The sequence below is a fragment of the Arsenophonus nasoniae genome (assembly GCF_004768525.1).
GTDB lineage: Bacteria > Pseudomonadota > Gammaproteobacteria > Enterobacterales > Enterobacteriaceae > Arsenophonus > Arsenophonus nasoniae.
Genome location: NZ_CP038613.1, coordinates 360,391 through 372,316, shown reverse-complemented (window position 1 = coordinate 372,316; position 11,926 = coordinate 360,391). Strand labels below are relative to the sequence as shown.

Annotated in this window: 10 protein-coding genes and 3 pseudogenes; 8 read left to right on the top strand and 5 right to left on the bottom strand. The window is 39.7% G+C overall.

Annotated features, from left to right (window positions below; translation table 11 throughout):
• Nucleotides 1-35 precede the first annotated feature (35 nt).
• The 3 genes from nlpI to ArsFIN_RS01660 all read left to right on the top strand — a co-directional run bounded on the left by nlpI (nucleotide 36) and on the right by ArsFIN_RS01660 (nucleotide 2,922).
• Nucleotides 36-914 carry a lipoprotein NlpI gene (gene nlpI / locus ArsFIN_RS01670; protein WP_026821821.1) on the top strand — a complete coding sequence of 293 codons (879 nt, stop codon included), beginning with the start codon at nucleotides 36-38 and terminating at the stop codon, nucleotides 912-914.
• Between the two features lie 105 nt (nucleotides 915-1,019).
• The gene (gene yrbN / locus ArsFIN_RS28695) at nucleotides 1,020-1,097 is read left to right on the top strand and encodes a protein YrbN (RefSeq protein WP_135678145.1); all 78 of its coding nucleotides are present in this window, start codon (nucleotides 1,020-1,022) and stop codon (nucleotides 1,095-1,097) included.
• Nucleotides 1,090-2,922: a DEAD/DEAH family ATP-dependent RNA helicase gene (locus ArsFIN_RS01660; RefSeq protein WP_026821820.1), complete on the top strand. Its 1,833-nt coding sequence runs from the start codon at nucleotides 1,090-1,092 to the stop codon at nucleotides 2,920-2,922. The genes yrbN and ArsFIN_RS01660 overlap by 8 nt, the downstream gene beginning before the upstream one ends.
• 86 nt (nucleotides 2,923-3,008) lie before the next feature.
• Here ArsFIN_RS01660 and ArsFIN_RS28690 read toward each other — a convergent pair whose 3' ends face one another.
• The gene (locus ArsFIN_RS28690) at nucleotides 3,009-3,059 is read right to left on the bottom strand and encodes a hypothetical protein (protein WP_407062032.1); all 51 of its coding nucleotides are present in this window, start codon (nucleotides 3,057-3,059) and stop codon (nucleotides 3,009-3,011) included.
• 427 nt (nucleotides 3,060-3,486) lie between these two features.
• Here ArsFIN_RS28690 and ArsFIN_RS01650 point away from each other — a divergent pair, with 427 nt between their 5' ends.
• From ArsFIN_RS01650 to ArsFIN_RS01640, 3 genes are read left to right on the top strand one after another with little or no spacing between them, the layout of a single operon-like run.
• Nucleotides 3,487-4,458, top strand: a complete 972-nt coding sequence (locus tag ArsFIN_RS01650; protein ID WP_026821819.1) for an HlyD family secretion protein — start codon at nucleotides 3,487-3,489, stop codon at nucleotides 4,456-4,458.
• A gap of 8 nt (nucleotides 4,459-4,466) precedes the next feature.
• Nucleotides 4,467-5,609 (top strand): ABC transporter permease, encoded by a 1,143-nt coding sequence (locus tag ArsFIN_RS01645; RefSeq protein ID WP_026821818.1) that lies wholly within the window; start codon nucleotides 4,467-4,469, stop codon nucleotides 5,607-5,609.
• A complete protein-coding gene (locus ArsFIN_RS01640) occupies nucleotides 5,609-6,769 on the top strand; it encodes an ABC transporter permease (RefSeq protein ID WP_026821817.1) in 1,161 nt (386 codons plus the stop codon). The genes ArsFIN_RS01645 and ArsFIN_RS01640 overlap by 1 nt, the downstream gene beginning before the upstream one ends.
• Nucleotides 6,770-6,773: 4 nt before the next feature.
• Here ArsFIN_RS01640 and ArsFIN_RS01635 read toward each other — a convergent pair whose 3' ends face one another.
• Entirely contained in the window at nucleotides 6,774-7,652 is an 879-nt protein-coding gene (locus ArsFIN_RS01635; protein WP_026821816.1) for a U32 family peptidase, read from the bottom strand.
• A 14-nt stretch (nucleotides 7,653-7,666) separates the two neighbouring features.
• Nucleotides 7,667-8,656, bottom strand: coding sequence for a ubiquinone anaerobic biosynthesis protein UbiU (gene ubiU, locus ArsFIN_RS01630; protein ID WP_026821815.1), 990 nt, complete (start codon nucleotides 8,654-8,656; stop codon nucleotides 7,667-7,669).
• 256 nt (nucleotides 8,657-8,912) lie between these two features.
• On the opposite strand from ubiU, the pseudogene ubiT reads away from it, so the two are divergent.
• A pseudogene (gene ubiT / locus ArsFIN_RS01625) lies at nucleotides 8,913-9,284 on the top strand (ubiquinone anaerobic biosynthesis accessory factor UbiT); the annotation flags it as partial.
• A gap of 164 nt (nucleotides 9,285-9,448) precedes the next feature.
• Here ubiT and ArsFIN_RS01620 read toward each other — a convergent pair.
• A pseudogene (locus ArsFIN_RS01620) lies at nucleotides 9,449-9,718 on the bottom strand (IS91 family transposase); the annotation flags it as partial.
• Nucleotides 9,719-9,806: 88 nt separating this feature from the next.
• Here ArsFIN_RS01620 and istA point away from each other — a divergent pair.
• Nucleotides 9,807-10,793, top strand: a pseudogene (gene istA / locus ArsFIN_RS01615) (IS21 family transposase); the annotation flags it as partial.
• On the opposite strand, the gene ArsFIN_RS01610 reads toward istA, so the two are convergent.
• Nucleotides 10,765-11,924, bottom strand: a protein-coding gene (locus ArsFIN_RS01610; protein ID WP_135677411.1) for an IS3 family transposase whose coding sequence is annotated in 2 segments (ribosomal slippage) — nucleotides 10,765-11,645 and nucleotides 11,645-11,924 — 1,161 coding nt in all. Because the reading frame shifts where the segments join, the coding sequence is not laid out codon by codon here. The pseudogene istA and the gene ArsFIN_RS01610 sit on opposite strands and share 29 nt — an antisense overlap.
• Between the last annotated feature and the right edge of the window lie 2 nt (nucleotides 11,925-11,926).

Below are 11,926 nucleotides of genomic sequence, written 5' to 3'. Positions count from 1 at the left end.
ATATATTGATTAGTTTCTGTCTTTGGGAGAAGGAAATGAATTCTTTTCTGCGCTGGCTTTATACTGCTGCTATTGTTTTTGTTGTCGGTTGCAGCAGTGGAAACTGGCGTAAAAATGAAGTCTTTGCTATCCCATTGCAACCCACATTACAACAAGAAGTAATATTGGCTCGTATGGAACAGATCCTTGCGAGCCTGTCATTGTCCGATGATGAATATGCACAGCTTTTATATGAACGCGGTGTATTGTATGATAGTCTCGGATTGAGGGCGTTAGCGCGCAATGATTTTACTATGGCGCTAGCTATACGTCCTGATATTCCGGAAGTTTTTAATTTCCTTGGGATATATTTTACACAGGCAGGCAACTTTGATGCTGCCTATGAAGCGTTTGATTCTGTTTTAGAGCTTGATCCAACTTACAATTTCGCGCGCATGAATCGGGGTATTGCACTGTATTATGGTGGGAGATATCGATTGGCGCAGGGTGATCTGCTGGCGTATTATCGACAAGATCCAAATGATCCTTTCCGCAGCTTATGGCTATATTTAGTGGAGAAAGAGATAGAACCCAAAATGGCACTAGCCAATTTGTTATCTCGTTATAACCAAGCGGAAAAAGGGCAATGGGGCTGGAATGCAGTTGAATTCTATTTAGGCAAAATCAGTGAAAAAACATTGATGATTCGTCTGAAAGAAAATTCAACAGATAACACTTCGCTCGCTGAGCATCTTAGTGAAACTAACTTCTATTTAGGTAAACATTACCTAAGTCTGGGGGATAAGGATAGCGCTATAGCGTTATTCAAGCTTACGGTAGCTAGCAATGCACATAGCTTTGTTGAGCACCGCTATGCTCTGTTGGAACTGGCTTTGTTAGGTCAGGCACAAGACGACCTTTCAGAATCAGGCTAACAGTAGCGACGAACATATCATCACTGCTTTTTTTAAGTCTTCATCGATTGTGATGAGGGCTTGTTGTTCGTTTAATAACATAATTTGAGCCAGTTCACATTTTAAATGAAAATGACCGAAATTTTTTTCGCAGAGTTATGTAAACTGGCCGCCATAATGAATGAGGCACTTTTACATGACTAATGAGACTGAAATCTCTTTTGCTGATTTAGGTTTATCAACACCAATTCTTTCTGCACTAAATGACCTTGGTTATGAAAAACCATCGCCAATCCAGCAGCAATGTATCCCCTATTTATTAGACGGATGTGACGTATTAGGTATGGCACAAACCGGTAGTGGTAAAACAGCAGCTTTTAGTTTACCGCTATTACATAATATCGATATCACATTAAAAGCCCCGCAAATCTTAGTGCTGGCACCAACGCGTGAGTTAGCCGTACAAGTTGCGGAAGCCATGGGTGAATTTTCCAAACACATGCGTTCAGTTAATGTGGTGGCACTCTATGGTGGGCAGCGTTACGATTCGCAGTTACGCGCACTAAGACAAGGTCCACAAATTGTAGTGGGAACACCGGGTCGCTTATTAGATCACTTGAAACGAGGGACATTAAATTTATCCCATTTACGTGGTTTGGTTCTTGATGAAGCGGATGAAATGTTACGTATGGGGTTCATTGAAGACGTTGAAAATATCATGAGCCAGATCCCAAGCGAGCATCAAACGGCGCTGTTTTCTGCCACCATGCCGGAAGCGATCCGTCGTATTACCCGTCGCTTTATGAAATCTCCAAAAGAGATCAGCATTCAATCCAGTGTGACGACGCGCCCAGACATTACCCAAAGTTACTGGTCTGTCTATGGTATGCGTAAAAATGAAGCATTGGTTCGTTTTTTGGAAGCAGAAGATTTTGATGCGGCAATTATTTTTGTGCGCACTAAAAATGCCACATTAGAGGTTGCTGAAGCGCTTGAACGTAGTGGCTATAACAGTTCAGCGCTAAATGGCGATATGAATCAAGCGCTACGTGAGCAAACATTAGAGCGTTTGAAAGATGGTCGCCTTGATATATTAATTGCCACTGATGTGGCAGCACGTGGTCTAGATGTTGAACGTATTAGTTTAGTTGTCAATTATGACATACCGATGGATGCTGAGTCTTATGTGCATCGAATTGGTCGTACTGGTCGGGCAGGCCGAGCTGGGCGCGCTATTTTGTTTGTGGATAATCGTGAACGTCGACTATTACGCAATATTGAACGTACCATGAAGCAGCCAATTACCGAAGTTGAATTACCTAGTGCGGCGGTTTTAAGTGAGCGTCGCCAGGCTAAGTTTGCTGAAAATATTCAAAAGCAATTAGAAAGCGGTGATTTAGAGAAATATCGTGCCTTACTGACTAAATTAGTTGCTAATGATGAACTGGATATGGAAACTTTAGCTTCTGCGCTATTAAAAATGGCGCAAGGTGATCGGCCGTTAATATTGCCACCTGATCCTGTGCGTCGTGCAAAGCGTGAATTTAATTCGCGTGATGAGCGTCGTCGCAATAATAGTAATGGTGCTTCGGAGCGTAGTCCGCGTCGTGAGCGTCGTGATGTTGGTGATATGGAATTGTATCGTATTGAAGTTGGTCGTGATGATGGCGTAGAAGTTCGCCACATTGTCGGTGCAATTGCTAACGAAGCGGATATTAGTAGTCGCTATATTGGTAATATTAAGTTGTTTGCCTCGCACTCAACGATAGAGTTACCAAAAGGAATGCCAAATGAATTACTTAATCATTTGACACGTACACGTATTTTGAACAAACCAATGCAAATGCAATTGTTAGGTGAAGCACAACCGTTTGAACGTCGTGGTAATGGACAACGCAATGGTGGTGAATTACGTGAGCGAGGACGTCGCTTTGGTAATGAACGTCGTAGTGAGCGTGAACAGTTCCGTGGACGTAATGAAGGACATAATAACGCTGGATTACGTCGTCGTAGTAATCACAATATCTAATGTAATAAGATTAATATCTTATTTGACGGCAAAAGCTGAATTCAATTGAATTCAGCTTTTTATTTATTAAAACGACATTAACCGAATCAACATAATCCTAACGCCTCTTTAAAGGCTTTTAGATAGCGACGGCTGATTGGAATAGGTTGGTCATTACTTAATACTAATTTTGCCTAACTATTTTCAGCAAAAGTGTCGTGGTCAAGAAAAAGCGGACACTTTTTTGAAAGAGTTTTACTAAGTATCCAGGCGATAATTAAATAAACACACATTTGTTGGAGTAATAATATTAATAAATCAAAGACATACATAGTTAATCCAGTAAAAAACACATTTGATAGTATCGCATAACTGCATGAGCGAGACTAAAATTGAATGGTTACTAGTCAAAATATGCTTAGGATAAAGATTAGATTGTGCTGTAGTAAAGGTATATCGTCTGTTTTATGCAATTTAGCGCACGAATTTATTAACGACTTACAATTTAAAAGCGCATACTAAATTGTTTGTTAATTGCAAGCGGTATAATTGCATATAAAATAGTTAAGGTGTATTAAAGTTAATATGAAAAGAAGAATATCATTTTTAGTGCTACTGATGCTGATCGTTATTGCGATTGCGGTGTTACTTTATACACAAAATAAGCACCTGTTATTACAAGGGGAAGTGGACGCGCCTGAAGTTATCGTGACCTCTAAAGCAAGGGGACGCGTAATTGAACGTCATATTGAACGCGGTGACATGGTAAAGAAAGGCCAATTATTGATCACTTTGGAAAGCCCAGAATTGCAAGCGCAACTAGCGGCATTGAGTGCAGTACGTGATCAAGCTAAAGCGCAGCTAGATTTATCCTTAAACGGTACTCGCGAAGAGACCATACGCAATGTTCAAGCGGCATTAAAACAGGCCCAATCTCAGTATACCAATGCGAATAACGAATATATTAGATTGAATAATTTATCCGGTAAAGGCTATGTTTCGGCTAATGAGTTAGATAAAGCACGCCGGGCCAAAGATGTTGCTTTTCAGCAGGTAAATAGTGCTCAGGCGCAATTAGATGAAGCTAAAAATGGTGATCGCATTGAATTGCGGAATAAATATGCTGCGGCATTACGACAAACCGAGCAGCAAATGATTGAGTTACAGGTGCAAGTTGATGATTTACTTGTTAAAGCTCCGGTTGATGGTGAAGTTGGTCCCATACCGGCTGAAGTTGGCGAATTATTTAATGCCAATAGCCCATTGCTAACACTTGTTCGTTTACCGCAGGCCTATTTTATCTATAATTCACGCGAAGATATTATGGCTCATGTACGTAAAGGCGATAAGGTATCGATACGTGTTCCTGCTTTGCAAGACAAAATTATTACAGCGGAAATACGCTATATTGCCCCGATGGGAGACTATGCAACTAAACGCGCAACACGGGCAACAGGAGATTTTGATTTAAGAACGTTTGAAGTACGCCTTTATCCACTAGAGCCTATTGATGGACTGCGTCCTGGTATGAGCGCACTGTGGGCTTGGGATAAATAGGTGTTTTTATGACCATAAAAGTGATATGGCCTAACTTTAGGTTTGCTTTTAATCAAGAAATGCAGATTGCTGTTCGTAGCCCGATTCTACATTGGCTCAGTTGGATATTTCCATTACTGCTGTTTATATTAGTAAGCGCTAACTTTTCTGAAGGAACCTTGTTAAATCTTCCTGTTTCAGTCGTTGATCATGATCATAGTCAACTGTCAAAAAAGTTAATTCGTCATTTAAATGCAGCGCCACATGCTGATATTAAAGCAATTGATGGTTCACTTAATACTTCGTTATTACGTTTAGGCAGCGCTAAAGATTATGCTTTACTCTATATTCCTTATCATTTTGAAAAGGATGTTCTTACCGGTCGGCAACCGACGGTCAGAATGTATTATAATGCTTTATTTTATGCCTCTGGTAGTTATGCTATTCAAGATTTTAGCGGGGTAGTTGCTGAATTGAATGCGCAATACCGTCCGATATTAGCTTCATCGATGGGGCGCAACATACCTCCCTTGGCTAGAGTTACCCTCTCTTATGATAGTTTGTTTAACCCTAGTGGAAACTATATCTATTATCAGCAATTTGCCGCTACCATTCATATGTTACAACTGTTTGTTATCACTTGTACTATTTATGTTATGTCGCGTGGAACAGCATTATTAACCAACAAAACATTTATCAGTGCATTATTCGGCAAACTGGCACCTTACACTCTGTTTTTTACCACATTATTATTAATTGAAATTGCTGCACTCTCTTTTTTCTTTGATGCTAGGGTTGCAGGTAACCCATTTTACCTTTTTTTGGTGGGCTTTTTTTATGTAACGGCTGCTCAAAGTATTGGTATGCTGCTGTTTGTTTTTACCAAAAATATTTTTACAGCTTATAGTTTGATCGGCATGTTAGTTAGTATTGCACTGGCTTTTTCCGGTTTTACGATGCCAATAATGGCAATGGCTTGGCCCGCACAGATAGTGGCAAATATTCAACCGCTTACCCATGCATTAAATGTGATGTTTGATATTTTTCTGCGAGAAGTTTCTTTGCTACGTGTCATACAAGTCTGTTTAATATTGCTACTTTATCCTGTTATCTGTGCTCTTTTGATCCGTAATCGCCTGTTAACAAGGCTAAGGATGCAGGAGGCATTTTGATAAAACAATATTTGTTAACCTTTTATCGGGTATTACTTGGCATGTTGGCAAAGCCGATGTGGTTATTGCTGTTGGTTTCATTATCAATAATGAGTTTGGTTTACATTCGGCCAGTATTGTGGGGTTTGCCGGTAGCGATTATTAATCAAGATCATAGTTCTGCTAGCCGTTTACTCATGGATCGATTGGATACGATACCGAAAATAAAATTATATAGTTATGATAATTTGGCCAGAGCAAGGGCTGATATGCGTGAACGAAAATTGTTTGCCATTATTCTTATTCCGATCGATTTTGAAAAAAGTTTACTAAATGGTAAAAATATTACCGTACCGGTTTATGGTGATGGTACTAATCGACTTGCCAGTGGACAAATACAACAAGAAATTTCCTCCGCTTATCTTCAGTTATTAAACGAATATAATACTCAACGGCTAAGAAATGCAGGGTTTACTGATCAACAGGCTAGTACATTATTAACACCCATTAAAGGAATAACAGACCCTTTATTCAATCCAGGACCGAGTTTCGCTGCGATTGTTTTTCCAGGTTTATTGGTCATGTTATTACAACACTCACTGTTAGTCGCTTGTGTGAAAGCCTATATTGACGTTCACAAAATGGCAAACGACAAAGTCTCTACCGCTATTTATCTAGGTGCATGGTCAGCGTTGCTACCTATTTGGTTATTCCTGTCGGCCATTTTTTTTGCGCTCTGGCCTTGGGTATTAGGTTACCGACAAGAAGCGCCACTTTATCAGCTTTTGATCGTCACTTTACCGTTCTTATTAGCGGTTTTGGGGTTAGGTAAGTTTGTTGCCGAATTTTTACGTAGTGTCGAAATGATATATCTGACACTGGCTTTTCTAACCACGCCGGTATTTTATATTTCAGGTGCTATTTGGCCATTACAAGCTATGCCCGATTGGGTAAGAATGGTGGCTTATTCTTTACCTTCAACGTGGGCAATAAAAGCGATAGCGGGTATCAACCAACTTGATTTAAGTTTATCTGACGTGGGTATTGATATCGTGATGATGCTAATGTTAGGCACAATTTATGCTTTGCTGGGCACATTGATCAATATGCTACGTAGTGGTGAACTGCGCCAGTTCAGCCACCATGTGCGAAGTCTATTGAAAAGAAAAAAACGTTCTTAAATTTTTATGGTATAAGCGATAAACCGGCTGCACGTCGCCAATAACCGTTGCAATTTAAATCATTAGTTAATGTGAGAGGATACTTACCTTGTTGATTGGCTCTAAATTGTTCCAAAATGGTGAGTGAAGCTAGATTTTCGGCAGAGATGCGGACAATATCGACTAATCCGGCCATTGAAGTTTGTTCATTGCCGAGATTATAACAGTAGCCACTTTGTGCCTGAATGCCATTAAGGGTAAAGAGTAATTGATTTTCCTGGGAAAAAACTTTTCTGCCCTGGGGATATTTTTCACAACATGTCTCACAGTTATCTTTATGGCGATTTTCTGAGCGGGCAGTAAAACAGCGAGCTGACAGGGCCAGGGGTAAATGCCCATAGCCAAACACTTCAACTTCAAACTTGTGGCGAAATCCTAGCTGTTCACATTGATAAAGCAGATCTTGTAACCAATCACGAGAAAGTTCAATTGGTAAGCACCAGCGTATCATGCCTTGGCGATAGAGTAGTTGTAATGCATAAGCATTGTAGCAATTGAGTCCATATCCTGCCATAAAAGGTATTTTTTGCTCAATAAGCTGATTAACGACACCAAAATCGTGCGCTTCCACTAAAAATTCACCATTGTCGACCAATTTAGCGATTTGTCTAAGTTCGGCCGCGTTTTGCAATAAAGACAAGCTAGAGATTACTACTTGTTTACCATGTAAAGTGATTTCTTTTGCCAGTTCAAGCCAGTCAGCTACTTGCATTTGCCGACGTTTACTACAAACCGTTTCACCAAGATAAATAATATCCGCACTACTATTAATCGCATTTTGATAAAACTGAATTAATGTTTCTTTTGACCAATAATAAAGTACCGAACCTAAGGAATATTTTATTTTTTCGCCTTATCCTACTGCCATCTACGATGATAAGCACCTAATGTAGTCTGTTTGCCTTCAGAGAGATTTTCCAAGACATTCATCCAGTTTTGGTTGGTGATGAATTTTTTAGGATCCTTTTTGCAATGATCAATCGCTTGTCGCCAGATATGGGTAACATCGCCAACATAAGTTGGGCTTCGTTGGCGGCCTTCAATTTTGATAGCGGCAATATCTGCCAGCATTAGTTCTGGTAACAATTCCAGTGTATTTAGGCTGGTAGGCTCTTCTAAGACATGATATTTTTTTCCATTAAGACAGTATCTTCCTTTACAAAGGGTTGGATAACTCGCATTTTCATTATTTGAATAGCAATCGATTAAAATATTATTTAAACGTGACTCCAAACCTTGATCGGTTTGTTGCCAGCGTACAAATCTGGCTGGTGAACAAGCACCTACGGTATTGGGTGATTCTCCTGTCAGGTAAGAAGAAAGATAACAGCGTCCTTCTGCCATGATACACAGGCTGCCAAAAGCAAAAACTTCCAATGCGACAGGGCTGGTTTGGGCTAATTGTTTGACTTGATGTAATGATAGAACACGAGGAAGAACGATTCGTTGGACAGAGAAATTACGGTGATAAAATTGAATCGCCGCAATATTTGTCACTGAAGCTTGAACAGACACATGACGTTCAATGTGGGGATATTTATTGGCAGCATATTCTAAGATAGCCAGATCAGCCAGGATTAAGGCATCAACACCGATTTCCGCTGCCATATCAACGGCGGATAGCCAGCGATTAAAACCGTTTGGATGAGCAAAAGTATTGATCGCAACATGTAATTTACAAGCATGAGCATATTTGACGGCTTCAACCAATTTTTTTTCGCTAAAATTTAAACCAGCAAAATGACGTGCATTAGTGTCGTCTTTAAAACCGATATAGACTGCATCAGCGCCATTGTCGACAGCTATTTTTAAGGCAGGTAGATTGCCTGCCGGACATAATAATTCCATAGGTAATCCTAGCGTATAGTTAGATGTCTATCGATTGTAGTCAAGGTGTAATATTGTTGTTTTGACTTAAACCAGATTATTTTCTTTTGTGAATTGATTTTGCTAGATGGAGCATAAAATTGAATGGGGATTAATTGATTGTTGGTTAAATTTTGATGTGGATTCAAAGATATTAATTAATAATTTGGCAGAATGTATAATTATAATTAATGCTTAAAAATATATATATCATAAAAGTGTAAGAGGAATTTGGATCGTGTTAAAGAAAATTCGTCAGCAGATTATCCAACAAGGACCGAAATTGATGCGTTTACCATTAAAAGTTACGCCTTTTATCATAGAGCGTCAAATTCTGGAGCAATTACTGAGCTGGCAATTTCAGCAGGCACTAAACGATGGTGAACTGGATTTTTTGCACAATAAATGGCTAAAAGTTGAGGTACTGGATGTGCAACTTGTTTGGTACATTAGCTTGCAGGCAGGTAAAATTATCGTCAGTAAAGATCAACAAGCCGATGTCAGTTTTTGTAGTGGGGCGAATGATTTAGTTTTAATCGCTGCGCGGAAAGAAGATCCTGATACCTTATTTTTCCAACGTCGGTTACACATCGAAGGCGATACAGAGCTTGATGGTTAGGAAATTGAATCGCTTTTAAAGTGAGTAGCAAAAGCCATCCCTTATTGCAAAAAGGAGATGGGGATCGATTTATTGTGTTTAGTGCCAGTTAACATTTCCTCAGAGAGTGTAATTTCTAACCTGATTTCCTTATTTTAGACACATTGATCCTGCGTTTAGCTGCGTAACCATCGCTTTTTCTCCAGGTTATGCAGTCTTTCTGACAACAATTCCGTTGCTTTTTTACCCATTTGCGCCCCGGTGAAAAGCAGCCTGTCGCCACACAGAATACATTTGTACGGATCGGTACGCAGAAATCCTTTCATCAGCACAGAAAAACCTGGGTTCTCCGGTTTTTTACGTGCCGTCATCTCAAGTGCCTTATACACTTTCGGCAATAGTTTTCCCCGTTTACGATTCGACAAAAAACCAGAGTAACGCACCATTGTCACCGATCATGCAAAACTGATCCACTAACGATCATCTAAAACTGATCCACTTGGTATTATTCGCACATTTTTGTACGGATAATTTATGTTAACCAAGGAGATATTTGTGGATATTCATGTTCGCTTTGCACAAGGACAAAGCCTTCGAAAAATTGCCAGTGAGTTGGGTATATCCCGTAACACCGTAAAACATCATTTACAACAACAGACAATGCCAACTTATGCTAAAAGAAGTCAACAACCGACTAAATTATCCCCCTTTAAACCTTATTTGCTTCAGCGAATTGAACTGGCTAAACCTGATTGGATCCCTGCAACAGTCTTATTTGATGAGGTAGTTGAAAACGGCTATCAAGGTGGTATTGCTCAATTACGCCGATTTGTTTGTCAATTTAAACCAAGCATTGTTCCCGAAGTAGTCGTCCGTTTTGAAACACAGCCAGGTCAACAAATGCAAATCGACTTCACCAGCATCCGGCGAGGTAAAAAATCGCTGAAAGCGTTTGTTGCAACGCTAGGCTATTCGCGTGCGAGTTATGTAAAGTTCTTTGATAATGAACGAGCAGAATCGTGGCAGCAAGGTTTAAGAGAAGCTTTCGACTACTTTGGTGGTGTACCACAGGAAGTATTGTGTGATAACGCAAAATCCCTCATCATCGAACGGGATGCTTATGCAGAAGGTGATCATAAATTACATGTCGAAATGCTTCAAATGTCGAAAGATTACGGGTTTAAATTGAAGGCTTGCAAGCCCTACAGGGCAAAAACGAAAGGGAAAGTAGAGCGCTTTAACCACTATTTAAAAAACAGCTTTATCGTGCCATTAAACACCGACCTTCGTGCTCATAATCTTGAACTGGATATTGAAATAGCTAATGCAAAAGTGGGTCCATGGTTACAACGCGTTGCCCATCAGCGAATTCATGGAACAACGTTAGAGAAGCCAGCAGATAGATTAGCTAAGGAAGTTAAGTCTCTTCTACCCTTACCAGCAAGGGTTTGCCAATCTATCCCTGTAATGGTCAACAAATTCTGTAGAAGATCTAAGCGGCATTTTTTAGTTCATGATATTTTTGATGTGGCGTTAAATAACCAATCGTTGAATGGCGTCGATAATAATTGTAAAACTGAATATAATTTTCAACTTCACAGACAACAGATTGATGATTCATAAACGATAAACGGTTAAGTCTTTCTGTCTTTAAACTCCTAAAAAATCTTTCCATCACGGCATTATCGAGGCAATTACCTCGCCGACTCATGCTTTGAGTTATTTTCCGTTCAAAGAGGTGCGCCCTAAACTCCTCCGATGAATATTGGCAACCTTGATCTGAATGGAACATCAAACTTGTCGTATCCGGTAATTGCCGTTCAATTGCGTTATCTAAGGCTTCTTTCACTAATTTCGAATCCGGTTTTGTTGATAAGGCATAACCAATAATTTCTTTGGTGGCTAAATCCAACACACAGGCTAAATAGCTCCACCCATAGTGATGTCTAATATACGTGATATCCCCGACATAATAGTGATTATGCTGTTCAGGGGAAAATTGTCGTTTAAGCAAATTAGGGGCATATCGATGTTCGTTACCCGATGAGTGATAGTAGTGCTTTTTCGTTGGTCTAATTGCAACTAATTGATTTAATTTCATGATGTTCGATATTTTATAAGTGCCAATTTGGTGCCCTAAACCCTTTAACTCGGCTTGAATACGTCTTTTGCCATAAATTTGACCCGATGTATAAAAAATACGTTTGATTTCGCCACACAGTCTTTCATTTTCAACTGTCGGTATTTTCGTTTCATAATAAAAACTACTGCTGCTTACTTCAAAAAGATGGCATAACTCAGTGACCGTAAAATTGGGGTACATGATTTTCAGTTGCTTCACGATTTTGAGTTTTGATTGTCGAGGATGAAGTAAGCCGCGGCTTTTTTTAATATGTCATTATCCCTCTGAGCACGCTTAAGTTGAACTTCTAATTCTTGTATGCGCTGTTGCTCGGGTGTTAACGCTTTTGATTTTACAGGCGTATTCCCATTTAACTCGGCAAGATATTGTTGCTTCCATCGTGATACGGCAGATTTACCCGCACCGGATATTTTTTCAACTTGGATATTGCTATATCCACCTTCAACCATGAGTTTTGCATATTCCAGTTTTTGCTTTCCGCTAAAGGTTACTTTTACTTTTCGGGTCATAT